This window comes from Bacillus sp. FJAT-27245 (assembly GCF_001273955.1).
Classification (GTDB): Bacteria; Bacillota; Bacilli; order Bacillales; family Cytobacillaceae; genus Bacillus_D.
In genome coordinates this window covers 3,714,114-3,729,590 of sequence record NZ_LIGI01000001.1, presented here as the reverse complement: position 1 = coordinate 3,729,590, position 15,477 = coordinate 3,714,114, and the positions used below count along the sequence as shown (strand labels likewise).

At 44.8% G+C, this 15,477-nt stretch carries 12 protein-coding genes; 9 read left to right on the top strand and 3 right to left on the bottom strand.

Going from position 1 to position 15,477, the window contains the following annotated elements; all coding sequences use genetic code 11:
- Positions 1-62 precede the first annotated feature (62 nt).
- Positions 63-1,721 (bottom strand): sigma-54 interaction domain-containing protein, encoded by a 1,659-nt coding sequence (locus ADU24_RS18420; protein WP_053368000.1) that lies wholly within the window; start codon positions 1,719-1,721, stop codon positions 63-65.
- 175 nt (positions 1,722-1,896) lie between these two features.
- Here ADU24_RS18420 and ADU24_RS18415 point away from each other — a divergent pair, with 175 nt between their 5' ends.
- Genes ADU24_RS18415 through dapA form a run of 4 tightly spaced genes read left to right on the top strand, consistent with a single transcriptional unit; the run spans position 1,897 to position 5,969 of the window.
- Positions 1,897-3,072, top strand: a complete 1,176-nt coding sequence (locus ADU24_RS18415) for an NAD(P)/FAD-dependent oxidoreductase (protein ID WP_053367999.1) — start codon at positions 1,897-1,899, stop codon at positions 3,070-3,072.
- Positions 3,069-4,109 carry a proline racemase family protein gene (locus ADU24_RS18410; protein ID WP_053367998.1) on the top strand — a complete coding sequence of 347 codons (1,041 nt, stop codon included), beginning with the start codon at positions 3,069-3,071 and terminating at the stop codon, positions 4,107-4,109. The genes ADU24_RS18415 and ADU24_RS18410 overlap by 4 nt, the downstream gene beginning before the upstream one ends.
- Positions 4,106-5,059: a proline racemase family protein gene (locus ADU24_RS18405; protein WP_053367997.1), complete on the top strand. Its 954-nt coding sequence runs from the start codon at positions 4,106-4,108 to the stop codon at positions 5,057-5,059. The genes ADU24_RS18410 and ADU24_RS18405 overlap by 4 nt, the downstream gene beginning before the upstream one ends.
- A gap of 13 nt (positions 5,060-5,072) precedes the next feature.
- Positions 5,073-5,969 carry a 4-hydroxy-tetrahydrodipicolinate synthase gene (gene dapA / locus ADU24_RS18400; protein WP_053367996.1) on the top strand — a complete coding sequence of 299 codons (897 nt, stop codon included), beginning with the start codon at positions 5,073-5,075 and terminating at the stop codon, positions 5,967-5,969.
- 73 nt (positions 5,970-6,042) lie between these two features.
- On the opposite strand, the gene ADU24_RS18395 is transcribed toward dapA, so the two are convergent.
- Positions 6,043-8,085, bottom strand: coding sequence for a prolyl oligopeptidase family serine peptidase (locus ADU24_RS18395; protein ID WP_053367995.1), 2,043 nt, complete (start codon positions 8,083-8,085; stop codon positions 6,043-6,045).
- A 417-nt stretch (positions 8,086-8,502) separates the two neighbouring features.
- On the opposite strand from ADU24_RS18395, the gene ADU24_RS18390 reads away from it, so the two are divergent.
- The 5 genes from ADU24_RS18390 (at position 8,503) to opp4C (ending at position 14,254) form a co-directional block, all read left to right on the top strand.
- The gene (locus ADU24_RS18390; RefSeq protein WP_053367994.1) at positions 8,503-9,480 is read left to right on the top strand and encodes an ABC transporter ATP-binding protein; all 978 of its coding nucleotides are present in this window, start codon (positions 8,503-8,505) and stop codon (positions 9,478-9,480) included.
- Positions 9,480-10,508 carry an ABC transporter ATP-binding protein gene (locus ADU24_RS18385; RefSeq protein ID WP_053367993.1) on the top strand — a complete coding sequence of 343 codons (1,029 nt, stop codon included), beginning with the start codon at positions 9,480-9,482 and terminating at the stop codon, positions 10,506-10,508. The genes ADU24_RS18390 and ADU24_RS18385 overlap by 1 nt, the downstream gene beginning before the upstream one ends.
- Before the next feature lie 66 nt (positions 10,509-10,574).
- Complete coding sequence (locus ADU24_RS18380) at positions 10,575-12,230, top strand: peptide-binding protein (RefSeq protein ID WP_231689641.1); 1,656 nt, start codon at positions 10,575-10,577, stop codon at positions 12,228-12,230.
- Positions 12,231-12,359: 129 nt separating this feature from the next.
- Positions 12,360-13,310 carry an ABC transporter permease gene (locus ADU24_RS18375; protein ID WP_053367992.1) on the top strand — a complete coding sequence of 317 codons (951 nt, stop codon included), beginning with the start codon at positions 12,360-12,362 and terminating at the stop codon, positions 13,308-13,310.
- Between the two features lie 17 nt (positions 13,311-13,327).
- Complete coding sequence (opp4C, locus tag ADU24_RS18370; protein WP_053367991.1) at positions 13,328-14,254, top strand: oligopeptide ABC transporter permease; 927 nt, start codon at positions 13,328-13,330, stop codon at positions 14,252-14,254.
- A gap of 124 nt (positions 14,255-14,378) precedes the next feature.
- Here the strand turns inward: opp4C and ADU24_RS18365 are convergent, their stop codons facing one another.
- Positions 14,379-15,263, bottom strand: a complete 885-nt coding sequence (locus tag ADU24_RS18365; RefSeq protein WP_053367990.1) for a TIGR01777 family oxidoreductase — start codon at positions 15,261-15,263, stop codon at positions 14,379-14,381.
- Positions 15,264-15,477 lie beyond the last annotated feature (214 nt).

Sequence of the window (15,477 nt, the reverse complement as noted above, 5' to 3'; positions counted from 1 at the left end):
TCACTTTCTTTACATAAGTACCATGCAAAAATCGTACCAAAGTGAAAATGAAGGGGATTCTATTACAATAAGTTAAGGCGATTCATGCGGTTGTATAAGGTTGCCCTCGTAATTCCCAGCTGCTTGGCGCATTCCAATTTGTTCCCATTTACAAGCGATAAGGCTCTTTCAATCAACTTCCGCTCATGTAACTCCATTTCTTCCTGCAAAGATAAAAGTGGGGCGCCTGGCACATCATTTGCATTGGCTGCCGATTGGTTCTCCTGTACAGAGGTAAAGGGCAAATACTCTTTTTTAATCACTCCATCAGTTGCAAAAACGACTAGCCTCTCAATCACGTTCCGAAGCTCCCGAATATTGCCCGGCCATTCATAATGGAGAAGTTCGAGCATAATATCCTTGGAAATCTCATGGATTGGCCTCTTATAGTTGGTAGAGAAATCACCTAGGAAATAATGGGTTAGTTCAATGATATCTTCCCGCCTTTCTCTTAAAGGAGGGATTTGAATACTGACTACATTTAAACGGTAATATAAATCCTCCCGGAACTTTCCTTCCAGCATTAACTCCTTCAAATCACGGTTCGTTGCGGCAATGATTCGGATATCCGCCTCGATTTCTTTTTCTCCGCCAATCCGAAAATATTTCCGTTCTTGGAGAACCCTTAGTAGCTTTACCTGCATATCGTGGGGCATTTCACCTATTTCATCGAGGAAGAGTGTCCCGCCTTTAGCAAGCTCGATTTTCCCCTTCTTCCCTTTTTGGTCCGCCCCCGAGAAGGCGCCGCGTTCGTAACCAAACAATTCACTTTCAAACAATGACGCCGGAATTGCGCCACAGTTAATAGGAATAAACGGTGCGTTTGGTTTTTCACTGGCCTCGTGTATTGCTTTTGCGAAAACTTCCTTTCCGACCCCGCTTTCCCCTAAGATGAGGACCGTCGATTTAACCGTGCAAACCTTGCGGGCCAAGTGGATGGTTTTTTGAATGGCAATACTTTTTCCTTTTATGTAATTGAACGGATCGCGATCATCTTTATACTTGGCTACCTCTTGTTCCAAACGATGTACTTCCGTGGACATATTGAATAATTTCTCGTTAAGTACGACCTGGTTAGTAATATCCGTTTCCGAAACGACCGCCCCGATAATGCGCTTATTAAAGTAAACAGGATTCGAGTTAATTAAGACGAACAGATCGGGCCGCGGCTGATGGTATTGATGGGAAATACTTCTTCCTTCATAGAGCGTTTGTAAAATCTCAAGGCTATTCCGGTCAAAAAAATCCGTAATCGGTTTCCCGAGAATTTCGTGTCTTTTTACCGAAAAAATCTTTTCGGCACCCTTTGTCCAAGTGCATACACGCTCGTTGTCGTCGATGACGGTGACCGATGCATCGGATGTTTGGATGACGGCATCATAGAAGGCTTTTAATTGTTTGAAAGAGTTAAGGAGAAATTCGTTCAATTGAGCAGAAGATACAATGCCAACTGGGGATTTAGCATTATTTAATAGGATGACTGTTTCATGGTGGGTGAATAACTGGATGAGGGTTTCTATTGCTTCATTTTCATTTATCGTTGCACAAGGTATTAAAGCTTCACCTTGAGAGGATTCCAAATAAAAAGCTTCATTGTTGTTAACAATCGAATGTTTGGCCAATTGATTATGAAAGAGGGAATTTTTAAGCATATCTTTCACGGTTTGAATGGTAAGAGCCATGGTAACCTCCTCTGTTTGTATAAAAAAGTTGTCACTGTATAAATAATTATACACGTATATTGAGAACATTGGAAATATTCAAACGAAGTCCGTGGATGTTGGAAAAATTATTTGGCATGAAAATTGCATTAATAGAGATTGAGAACAGCTTTTCTATGGAAGGGAGGATAAAAATTTGAAGCACTGTGATGTAGTAATCATCGGCGGGGGGATAATTGGCTGTTCCATTGCTTATTATCTATCCAAATTTGGTAAGGACGTAACGATCCTAGAAAGAGGGGAGTTTGTTAGCGGGACCTCGTCCAGATGCGATGGAAATATTTTAGCCATTGATAAAGATCCGGGCTTTGATAGCCAGATGTCGCTCGAAAGCCAGAAACTGGTGGACTGTCTGAGCAGAGAATTGGACCATCCTTTTGAATACCGCGCGCCTGGGAGCATACTCGTATGTGAGTCGGAGGAGGAAATGGTTGCAGCTGAACAATGGGTCAGCCGGCAAAAAGCTGCTGGTTTGCCTTTTAAAATGCTAGACAAAAGCGACATACGCCAGGAATCGAAGTATTTCGCGGATGACTTGTTAGGCGGGCTGGAATGTGCGACCGACTCGACAGTAAATCCGTATCTTCTGGCCTTTTCCCTGCTGGAGGGAGCGAAAAAACAAGGAGCAAAGGTGTGGAAGCACACAGAAGTAAGAGATGTGAAAAGAAAGGCGGAAGGCCACTTCGCCGTAGATACGTCCAATGGGGTATTTACCGCAAACCAAGTTGTGAACGCAGCGGGGGTCTGGGCACCGAGGATTGGAGAAATGCTCGGGCTATCGATTCCAATTCAGCCAAGAAAAGGCCATCTTCTGGTCGCTTCAAGACAAGAAAATGTTGGCCTACGAAAAGTAATGGAGTTCGGTTATTTGATATCCAAATTTGGCGGGGTGCGAAACGTGGACCCAATGACGGAAAAATACGGCGTTGCCCTCGTCTTTGAACCGACAGAGAGCCAGAACTTTCTCATTGGCAGCAGCCGGGAGTTCGTTGGCATTAACACAAAAGTGAGCAATGAAGTAATCCAGTGTATCGCAAGGCGTGCCATCCGCTTCTATCCAAAAATGGCTGATATGATGGTCATCCGCACTTATGCCGGCTTGCGGCCGTGGACTGAGGATCATCTGCCGATCATTTCACGTGTCGATGGGATTCCGAATTTTTATATCGCAGCCGGGCATGAGGGAGATGGGATTAGCCTCGCCGCGATTACTGGAAAAGTTGTGGAGGAACTCATTAACGAAAAGCCAACGTCCATACCTATCGAACCGTTACGCTATGAACGTTTTCAAGAAAGGGTGGTTTCAATATGAGGGCACATAAAGTATTTACAACCATTGATACGCACACAGGAGGCAATCCGACAAGGACGGTTATCAGCGGCCTCCCGAAGTTAATCGGCAGCACCATGTCTGAAAAAATGCTTCATATGAAGAAAGAATATGACTGGATACGAAAACTCTTGATGAACGAGCCGAGAGGACATGATGTCATGTCAGGCGTTTTGCTGACCGACCCGTGCCATCCGGATGCCGATATCGGAGTTATCTACATAGAAACGGGCGGCTATTTGCCAATGTGCGGCCATGACACAATCGGCGTCTGTACAGCTCTGGTTGAAGCTGGTTTAATCCCAATCCAAGAGCCGGTCACTTCCTTGAAATTAGATACTCCCGCTGGCCTTGTGGAGGTAGATATTTTTATCGAGGATGGCAGGGCAAAGGAAGTGTCATTTTCCAATATTCCAGCATTCCATCTTAAATCTGTTTCGGTCGAGGTTGATGGAATTGGTAAAGTAGAAGCGGACATTGCGTACGGGGGGAATTTTTACGCCATCATTGACGCTGCTTCGGTCGATTTGGAATTAGTGCCTGCGAATGGGTCTCTTATCATCGAGAAAGCAATCAAAATCAGAAATGCCATCAATGAAAAAACGGAGATTGTCCACCCGGAGCATCCATTCATACAGGGACTGACACATGTGGAGTTCCATAGCGGACCGAGCCATAAAGAGGCCGATGTGAAAAATGCAGTCGTTGTTCCCCCGGGAGGAATCGACAGGTCTCCATGCGGGACTGGAACATCAGCGAAGCTCGCCGTCTTATACGGCAGAAGGGAAATCGGGTTCGGGGAGGATTTTGTCCATGAAAGCATTGTCGGCTCACTTTTTACAGGCCGCGTTTTATCTGTAACGAGTGTTGGCGGCATTGAGGCAGTCGTGACAAGGATTACCGGCTCTGCATGGCTGATGGGAATGCACCGCTTCTTTTACAACGAAAACGATCCATTAAAAGAAGGGTTTCTGCTTATTCCGCCAATGGAGGAACATGAAATGGAGGATGTTGTATGAGGGTCCAAAGGATGATGTCAACAACCGATGTCCATGTAGCCGGAGAGGCATTCCGGATTATGAAGCAAGCTCCGGCCGCCTATTTCCAAAGTCTAGAAGAACTGTATGGGCAATTTCCACTTTTGTATCGGGATGAAATAAACCTGCTGTTGAATGAGCCCCGCGGGTTTGCGGGATTAAAAGGCTGTCTCGTTGTGCCGCCATTCAAGGCGGAGGCAGATGCGGCAATTGTTTTTTTCAACCATGAGGGAACGGAACCTATTCAATATGGCGGGATTGCAGCGGCCATAACCGAACTATTGGAGTGCGGGAATTTGCCGGCCAGGCACTCTGGCGAATACAAAATTGAAACCATTCGGGGAGTGGTCCCGGTGCGCGCAGTAATGGAAATGGGGGAGGTCACTTCCGTACAGCTGGCATGCGAACCGTGTACAGTCGTGGAAAAAGAAGTGCCTTTATCACTTCCGGACTGCATCACCCACTATTCCCTCGTCCAAGCCGATCGTGTCTATGCGGTGTTTGAAAGGGAAGAGTTTTTTGCGGATATCAGGCTTGAAGAATTATCGGAATTGAAGAATTGGAGCCAAACGATGTTCAATGCCTTCGGGCCGGGGAGTCCGGTTGAAGCTATCATTTTAATGGATTCATCCATTGGGCTTGTGGAAGGAATCCGTTCCATCACCTTCCGTCCTGATCAGCTTATTGTCCGGTCACCAGGTTACGGCCCAACCATGGCCTGTTATGCAAGCGTCTTTTCCAAAAGCGGTGTGAGCACGCATACGAATTGTGTAAATGAAAGCATTTTTGGAAGCCAATTGAGTAGCCGTTTGGAGAAGGAAAACGGAACTGAGTACCAATTTTCTTTTACAGCGAGGGGCTTTGTGACTGGCATGCAGACATTTATCCTGGATCCAACCGATCCATTGGCATCCGGCTTTTTATTAAAATAGGGGAGGAATAAAGATGGCAGCGATAAAAGGAGCTTTTCCGGTATTGATTACACCAATGAATGAGTCGCAGGAAATTGATTGGGGCGGGTTGAAAAATAACGTAAACTACTTTATTAATCAAGGAGTTGCCGGAATTGTCATTAACGGCAGTACAGGTGAATTTGTCAGTTTGACGATGCAGGAGAAATTCCAAATCGTTGAGCTGGTTACAAGGGAGGTAAATGGGCGAATTCCTGTCATTGTTGGGACCGCTTCCGAGACGACCAGGGAGACGATCGAATATACGAAGCAGGCTGAGGCTCATGGAGCGGACTGCGCCTTGATTATTAATTCCTATTATTGCAAGCCAAAGGAAGAGGAAATCTACTATCACTTTAAAGCAGTATCGGATGCTGTGGATATAMCCCTTATGCTCTATAACAACCCGTTTACTTCAGGAATCAATATGAGCACGGAGCTTATGCTGAAAATAGGCAGGGAATGCGGCAATGTGACACATATTAAGGAATCGAGCGGAGATATCCGAAAAGCAAGGGATCTTGCAAGAATGGGAAAAGGGGATATTGAGGTTTTCTGCGGCTCGGAGGATTTGGTAATGGAATCGTATTTGGTCGGGGCGACCGGGTGGATTTCAGTTGCCGGAAATATAGTTCCGAAGCTTGTAACGGATATGTTTACCCATTTTCAAAAAGGAGAACTTAACGAGGCATGGGCGTTGAATGATTCAATTTTACCGCTTTGTGAATTCCTTGAAGGCTCCGGAAAATACGTCCAAATCGTTAAGCGCGCAATGGAACTGAACGGGCAGGCGGGCGGTCCGTCCCGGTACCCGCGGCTTGGATTAACGCCAGAGGAAGACGAAAAGCTGAAAGGCCTGCTGGCTAGCCTATCCGCTCTGTCACTAATTTAATTTAAAAAGGAGAGTCGATTGACTCTCCTTTTCATTTTCCCGCATGGACGGGCAGGAAGATTGAAGTTTCACTTTATATCGACAGCTGGTGATTAAGAAAAGTGAGGATGTCCGCATGTTCTTCAATTATTTTTACTAGCGGCTTGCCTAGACCATGTCCCGCTCCTGTTTCAATCCTTATTAAGATTGGATTTGTTGAGTCCGGGTTAGCTTCTTGAAGTGCGGCCGTAAATTTCCGCGCATGCGCCGGGACAACCCGGTCGTCTGTATCAGCCGTTGTGATAAGAATCGGCGGGTATTGTACGCCGTCTTTAACCGTATGCACTGGCGAATAACGGTATAGCACATCGAATTCCTCTTTCGAAGCCTCGGGATCGCCGAACTCGGTTACCCAGAACCGTCCGACCGTAAATTTTTGAAAACGAAGCATGTCCAAAACGGGAACGTTGCAGATAACCGCGCCATAAAGCTCCGGCCGCTGAATCATGCACGCGGCAACGAGCAAGCCGCCATTGCTTGCCCCCTGAATCGCCAATTTTTCCGGGTTCGTATAGCGCTCGGAAATTAAATATTCGGCAGCGGCAATAAAGTCATCAAACACATTTTGCTTTCTTTCCTTCATCCCGGCTTCATGCCAGCCAAGCCCATATTCTCCCCCGCCGCGGATATTCGCTACCGCGTAAATCCCCCCATTCTCGATCCATGTTGCATTTGTTGCGGAGAACGAAGGGGTTAAGGAGATATGGTATCCACCGTATCCATACAACAAAACAGGATTCTGCCCATCCCGTTTTAAATCTTTTTTATAGGTCAGGAACATCGGGATGGATGTCCCGTCCTTGGACTGGTAAAAAACCTGTTCGGTCTGATAATTGGAGGAATCGAATTGGCTTTCAGGTTTAAACACTGCTTCGACTTGTCCGGATTGAAAACAATACCGGTAAATCGTTGCGGGAGATAAAAACGATGTAAAACTAAAATACAAATCGTCGCCCTTTTCCTTTCCATAAAACTCACTAATTGTGCCTAGTCCAGGCAAAGGGATTTCTTTTACAAACTCGCCTGCCAATGTGAAAATCTTCAAACAGGAGGAGGCATGGCGAATATAGGAGACGACGAAATGGTTTGCAATTACTTTTACCAAAGAGATGGACTCTTCCGCTTCACGGATGACTGCGTTCTCGTTCTCTTCAGCCGGTGAACTTAACGAATAACAAACAATCTGTCCGTTCGGCGCATTCTTGTCGGTAAAAAAGTACAATTGATCTTCAATTTTTCCGACAAACGAATAGAGGGCGTCGCCTTTTGATAAAAGCCACTTGAATTCACTGCCGGGCGTTGTTAAATCTTTATACACATATCTGCTTTTATGCTCGGTACCCCTGCCGGCATAAAGAAGCAAGGTAGAGGAATCGGAAGTAATCGCAGGATAGAACACCATCTGCTGATCCTCTGGATAGTCGAAAACAATTTCATCGTCTTCCTGGCTCGTATTTACCGTATGCCAGTAAACCTTGTTAAAGTGGTTTTCATCATTTTTCTCATCCTTTGCTTCCGGATAACGGTTGTAAAAAAAGCCTTTTCCATCCTCTGACCAGGCCACGCTTGAAAACTTGCACCAGTGAATCCGCTCGGGATACTCTTCCAAAGTCTCCAGGTTCAGAATCCTGAATTCCTGCCAATCACTGCCGTTTTCGGACAAGGCATAGGTAAGCAGCAATCCATCGGAATGAAAAGTAAGATTCGTGATGGCCACTGTTCCATCGCTGCTGAGTGCATTGACATYGAGAATGATTTCTTCAGTATCGAAGCTGCCTGTTACTGCCTTGGATCGATAAAGGTCGGGCTGATTTTTGGACCCGTCATTTTTTAAGTAATAGTAATACTCCCCATGCTTTTTTGGGACAAAATATTTGGCGTAATTCCACCGCTCCCTCAAGCGTGATTTAATTTCTTCCCTTCCTGGAATTGAACCAAGAAAACTCTCCGTGTTCAATTTCTGCCTTTCTTCCCATTCCTTAGTTTCGGGAAGGCTGGAATCCTCAAGCCAGCGAAAAGGGTCTTTTACAATCGTTCCATGATAATTGTCTTCAGCTTCCAGTTTAACAATTTCCATTTTCCAAACCTCCTAGTCAATTCAATCTCTTTAAAAATATGCAAGTATTATGCCAATCATTTGCCGGTGTGTTCTGAAAAGCTTTCATTTTCCAATGTAGGAAGGGGTAGCTACATATTTAATAGAGTCGGTTTTTACCATATTAACAGATTAAAGGCTGACTATTCAAAATATTTATACATTTACACTATAAGTGTATAAAAAATTTAACAGATATGTTCAATATAGCCCCAAAGGATGGAGGAGATACTTTATTTTCCATGAAATGCCCGGCGTGCGAAAGGTTGGCACGGTTCTTGCAAATAGTAGATTAGTAAACGACAAGAGAGGTGTTGAGTGAGAAAAACGAGTTGTGCCTTTTGGGAAAATTAGGCCGCGTGTATACAACTATATGATTGTAAGGTGGTTACGCGAGATATGTCTGCATTATTGGAAGTGAAAAATCTTAAAACCCATTTTGTGAGTAAAAGGCAAACCATTCCTGCTGTCGATGGAGTCGATTTGAAGATACGGAAAGGGGAAACGGTTGCGCTTGTAGGAGAATCAGGCTGCGGCAAAAGTATTACCTCCCTTTCGATTATAGGATTGGTACCGGCACCGGGCGGCAAAATTGTCGACGGGAAAATTTTTCTTGATGGAGTCGATTTGGTCGGGTTATCGGAAAGCAGCATGTGCAAAATTCGCGGGCGGGATATCGCTATGATTTTTCAAGAGCCAATGACCTCGCTTAATCCCGTATTAACCATTGGCGAACAAATTATCGAAGTGATCATGTATCACCTGAAAATCAGCCGAAGCGAGGCCGCCGAGAAGGCCATCCATCTATTAAAAATGGTCGGCTTTTCAGGGGCGGAAAAAATGCTGAATGAATATCCCCATCGTTTATCAGGAGGAATGAGGCAAAGGGTTATGATCGCGATGGCAATGAGCTGCAATCCGAAGCTCTTAATCGCAGATGAACCAACGACCGCCCTCGATGTGACAATCCAGGCGCAAGTATTGGAGCTTATGAAGGATTTAAGCGAGAAATTTGAGACTTCCATTCTATTGGTCACTCATGATTTAGGAGTCGTATCGGAGCTCGCCGACAGGGTCATCGTTATGTATGCAGGCCAGGTCGTTGAAGAAGCGGCGATCGATGACATTTTTGACCGGCCCTTGCATCCCTATACGAGTGGGCTGATTGAATCCGTTCCACTCATCGATGGGGAAATAACGAGGCTTAATTCAATTCCGGGAAATGTTCCATCGCCGGATGAGATGCCAATGGGATGCCGTTTTTCCCCGCGCTGCCCGAAAGCGATGGAGCGTTGTTTCTATGAACAGCCAGCTTTAAAGCAACTGGCTTCCTCCCGTTCCGTCCGATGCTTTTTATACGAAGAGGAGGCGGAATAATGCAGTCTTATACAGAGTTGGAACGGCCAAAAGCTCCGGAGGCAAAGACTGAAGAAATGATTCTTGAAGTTTCGAATCTAAAAAAATATTTTCCGATTAAAACAGGTATTTTACAAAAAACAACCGGTTACGTAAAAGCGGTTGATGGACTTACGTTCAAGGTGAAAAAAGGCGAAACGTTGGGGATTGTCGGGGAATCGGGTTGCGGGAAATCGACGATGGGCCGGACGCTGATCCGCCTTTATGAACCAACAGATGGCCAAATCCTGTTCAATGGACTGGATATTTCCCATCTGCCGGAAAGCGAGTTGCGGAAGGTCATGAGGAAGAAAATCCAAATGATTTTCCAAGATCCCTTTGCTTCCCTTAATCCAAGGAAGACATTGAGAAGTACACTATACGAACCACTGAAAACACATCAGCTTTTTGCAAACGAGAGGGAACGGCTTGAGAGAGTGGAAGAACTGCTAGAAATAGTAGGCCTTAATCGTTCATTTGTAAACCGGTACCCACATGAATTTTCGGGAGGGCAGCGGCAAAGGATCGGGATTGCCAGGGCTTTGGCCTTGGAGCCTGAGCTTATTATCGCGGATGAAGCTGTATCGGCGCTTGATGTATCTATACAGGCGCAAATTGTGAACCTGTTGGAAGATCTGCAAAAGGATTTTAATCTGACTTACATTTTCATCTCCCATGACTTAAGTGTCGTCAGGCATATTTCAGACCGGGTAGGGGTGATGTACCTCGGGAACATGGTGGAGCTTGCGGATAAAGAGGATATTTATGCAGAGCCGCTCCATCCTTACACGCAGGCATTGCTATCAGCCGTGCCGGCCATAAAAAAAAGAGGGCTGTCCAAGAGGGAAAGAATCGTACTTAGCGGTGACCTGCCGAGTCCATCGAATCCGCCGGCCGGATGTGTATTCCATACGCGATGCCCTGTGAAAATGGATATTTGCAGTAAAACCATACCGGCTTTTAAAGAAGTTGGGCCAAACCACTTTGTTGCCTGCCATCTTTATGATTAGGCAAGGTTTTAATAACGACAAAGATTGAAAGCTAGGATATTCATTACAAAATTTGGAGGGGTACTTTTGAAAAGGTCATTCATTTTGTTTTTAACAATGATTTTAGGATTTTCGCTTTTCCTGGCAGCCTGTTCGACTACAACATCCGATTATGGAAGTGATAACAATTCCGGAAAAAACAAAAATAAAAACGAGGCAAAGGCATCAACGGAGCCTCAAAAAGGCGGCAGCCTCATTCTTGGCCATACAGCTTCTCCGACCTTATTCAATCCATACTTTTCAACAGGCGGCCCGGATGGAACGATTGAAGCAATGCTTTTCAGCGGCCTGGTTACCATTGATAGGGAATTTAGCCCGGTTGGGAATCTCGCGGAAAAATGGGACGTTTCAGATGACGACAAAACGTACACGTTTTATTTAAGAAAAGGGGTCAAGTGGCATGACGGTGAAGACTTCACAGCGGATGACGTCGTTTTCACCTATAATATTCCGCTTCACAAAGACTATACAGGACCAAGGGCATTGCCGTTTGAAACCGTCACTGAAATCAAAAAAGTTGATGATTATACGGTGACTATTACATTGTCCGAGCCATATGCGCCATTCATTACAATCACCGCCCAATTTGAAATTTTGCCGGAGCATATTTTAGGGAATGTTCCGATGAAAGAATTGGCGACACACGAATTCAATACAAAAAAGCCGATTGGGACTGGCCCGTTCAAGTTTTCGGAATGGAAGGACGGCCAATATATTAAGCTGGACGCGTTTGAAGACTACTATGATGGAAGGCCATATCTCGATTCATTCGTTTTTAAAATTGTCCCTGACGTCAATGCCTTGATGGCACAGCTGCAGGCGGGCGATATAAATTATACGGGAATCACCGCTGAACAGCTTTCAACAGCAAAATCGCTGGAGGATAAGGGAATTATTAAACTCGTTTCAGGACCGAGCAACTCATGGGATTTTATCGGCTATAACCTGCGGAATCCATTATTCCAGGATAAAAAGGTCAGGCATGCCTTAACACACGCAATCGCGAAGCAAAAAATCATTGATGCTGTGCACGGCGGGGATTCAACAATTGCTCATGGACCAGGAAGCCCGGCTAACTGGGCGTTTAACCCCAATATGCCCAAATATGACTATGACCCTGAAAAAGCCAAGAAGCTGTTAGAGGAAGCTGGCTGGAAATTAGGGAAAGACAAGGTTTACGAGAAAGATGGAAAGAAATTTGAATTCACCCTTAAAACGACCAATGGCTACGGGTCTTGGACAAAAATTGCCGAAATTGCCCAGCAGCAATGGAAGGAAATTGGTGTAAAGGTGAAAATCGAGGTGCTAGAGTGGAGTGCGTTTTACGAAGAAATCGGCCCTCCAAAGTGGAATTTTGACGCAGTTGTATCAGGCTGGTCAATCGGAAGCGACCCCGATCCAACATGGTTCTGGCATACTAGCGAAATTAAAGCCGGGCTGAACTGGTTTGGTTATTCCAATCCTGAAGTTGACAAGCTGCTCGAAATCAATACGAGCATCGTTGACCAGGAGGAACGAAAAGAGCTTATTCAAAAGGCGGATGCGATTGTGGCGGAGGATCAGCCGTATACGTTCCTGTACTATCCGAGCGGCAATCTGGCACATACACCTAAATTGCATGGGCCGAAATTTTCCCCAGCCAACGGCTACTTTGAAATTCATAAGTGGTGGATGGAGCAATAAAATTATTACTTCTCATAGTTCATTTTGAATAAACAACTATTTTCAATAGGGGAGGGTAAAACCTTCCCTGTCAATCCTTGACCTTGGGCCGGGATGATTGCCAAAACAGATTTTTAGGAGGAAGAGGAGATGATTACATATATTGTCCGGCGGACCTTGATGGCGATACCGTTGCTGTTTGGAATTACGATATTATCGTTTGCAATCATTCAAATTGCTCCGGGTGATCCGACTGCATTAATGATCGATCCAATGATACGGTCAAAGGATCTGGAGGCCTACAAAGAATTATATGGCCTGAATGACCCTATCCATGTCCAATATTTCAAATGGGTAGGGAACATGCTCCAAGGGAACTTCGGTGATTCATTGATTCGCCAGGGGGTTGCCGTAAATGAATTGATCATGGCCCGATTGCCAAATACATTGCTCTTAATGCTCGTTTCTACTATATTGGCCATTCTCATTTCCATCCCAATTGGAATCCTGTCGGCCACTAAACCAAATTCTCTAACAGATTACACAGTGACTTTCTTCTCGTTTTTAGGGATTGCGACACCTAACTTTTGGATTGGACTAGTTCTCATCATGTTCCTGTCTGTCCATTTAGGCTGGTTCCCAACTGGCGGGGTGGCGACCTTGAATGAGCCTTTTAGTATTTGGGACCGGATCCACCATTTAATATTGCCAGCCATCGTACTGGCAACAGCTGATGTAGCGGGATTAACGAGGTATATCCGTTCGAGTATGCTCGAAGTGTTAAGGCAGGATTTTATCCGGACTGCCAGGGCAAAGGGCTTCAACCAACGGAAGGTCGTTTACAAGCATGGGCTCCGTAACGGTTTAATCCCTGTCATTACAATTTTTGGGCTAATGCTGCCGTCGTTTATTGGAGGTTCGGTGGTTGTTGAGAAGATTTTCGGATGGCCAGGGATTGGATTACTATTTTTTGATGCGGCCTTCCAAAGGGACTACCCCGTGATCATGGCAATTACCGTAATAGCCTCAGCTTTGGTCGTCATTGGCAATCTGCTTGCTGACATTCTCTATGCGATTTTTGACCCGAGAATTGAGTATTAAAGAAAGGCGGGATAGGTATGGGGCTTCCAGAACAAAAAGCGCTTGAAAACTTACCTTATAAACCCCTTCATAACAACCCTAAAGGAACGAAAAAACCTGAGACGCTCGGAAGAATTATGCTGCGGAAATACATGAAAAATAAACTGGCGGTTGTGAGCGCGGTCATCCTGTTCATCATCATTAACGCCGCTATTTTTGCGCCATGGATCGCACCATATCATCCAAGTGATCAAAATTTGTTGGAAACGTTAAGCCCTCCTGGCGGAAAATACCTTTTGGGAACCGATGATTTAGGGCGTGACACGTTAAGCCGTTTGCTATATGGCGCACAGGTATCGCTGCTTGTCGGATTTACTTCTGTCGCTGGTTCAATTTTTATTGGAACGGTCGTTGGGGCAATCGCAGGCTATTTCGGCGGGAAAATCGATGCCGTTTTAATGCGATTTGTAGATGTCATTATTTCTTTCCCATCGATATTTTTATTGATTACCCTCGTCACCATTTTTGAGCCAAGCCTGATGACATTAATACTCGTGTTTGCTTTGTTCGGCTGGACCGGGACTGCGAGGCTTGTCAGGGGAGAGTTTTTAACTCTCCGGTCACGTGAGTTTGTCCTCGCTGCGAAAACAATGGGTATCAAAAGCTCGCGTATAATATTTTCGCATATCCTTCCCAATGCGATGGGCCCAATCGTCGTTTCTGCAACCTTAGGGATTGGCGGGGTTATATTAGCCGAAACCGCCCTTAGTTATCTTGGCCTGGGAATCCAACCACCAAGGCCGAGCTGGGGGAATATGCTTCAAAGCGCCCAAAGCTTGAAAATCATGGTTGAAGCATGGTGGTTTACCCTATTCCCGGGAATCATGATTTTAATTACCGTATTGGCGTTCAACTTTGTTGGAGACGGGCTCCGTGATGCTTTTGATCCGAAGATAACAGAATGATTATTGAGAGAGTGGCGGCATAATACGAAAACTTCACAGAAAGAAGAAAAAGGCATTATCCACACAGGAATAATGCCTTTTTTGGTCAATGAATAGAATGCATGTAAATTAAGGAAGTTCGAGTCTACTTTAATATTTGATTCAGGGCGCTATTCAGACTTTCAAAAGAGAAAGTGTACCCTTCCTTTTGCAACCTTTCTGGAATAACCCATCGGCTCTTCAATACCAATTCCGTTTCCGTGTTTATGAAAACTGACCCCATTTCAAGCAACCATTTGGGCGAAGGAAGACCAAACGGGACATTCATGGCATTCCTCAACTCTTTCATAAACTCACGATTTGAAACAGGGTTTGGAGAAGAGCAATTAAATACTCCCTCCAAATCCTTCCTTTCGATTAGGAAAAGGATAATCTGAAACAAATCTTCAATATGAATCCAACTGAACATTTGGTTTCCATTCCCTTGAATGCCCCCAAGTCCGAATCTCACTAAATTTCGATAAGGTACCATTACGCCTCCATCTTTACCGAGAACAATCGCAATGCGCAGTGCGATTTGTCTGGTATTAGGCAGGTTGAAAGAGAAAAAAGTGTTCTCCCAGTTTGTAGCGACATCAACAGAAAAACCAGTACCAATTTCCCCGTTCTCTTCTGTCATAGGACGGTCCTCCGCGTGGCGATAAATGGTTGCGGTACTCGAATTCATCCATACTCTAGGCGGGTTTTTGCATGATTGTATACACTCTCCGAGGATTGAGGTTGTAAGTATCCTTGATTTCATTATTTCTTTTTTGTTCTTTTCATTATATCGGCAATTGACAGATTTTCCAGCGAGGTTGATCAGTAGCTCCGCACCTTCCAACGCTTCGACAATGCCATGCCGATCTTCCCATGAAACTGCATGATTTTGCCTTGAGATAATAATTACCTCATAACCTAATTTAACGAATTTATTTTTAAGATACTCACCGATAAACCCTGTTCCGCCAGCTAAGACAATTTTTTTCATAAAATCTCCCCTCGTCCAGAACCTGTTTCTAAGTTCAAGGTAATGGAAATATACAATTTAATTAATTGTACCTGTTTTTATAGATAAACACGTAGAGAAGACGAAAAAATATACAGGAAAAAATCAAATATGAATGAAGCCATTATTTCAGTTCTGGATTTTAGGATCCGTTAACCTAACCAGTGATTTTACTAATGGAGGACATACTGCCAAG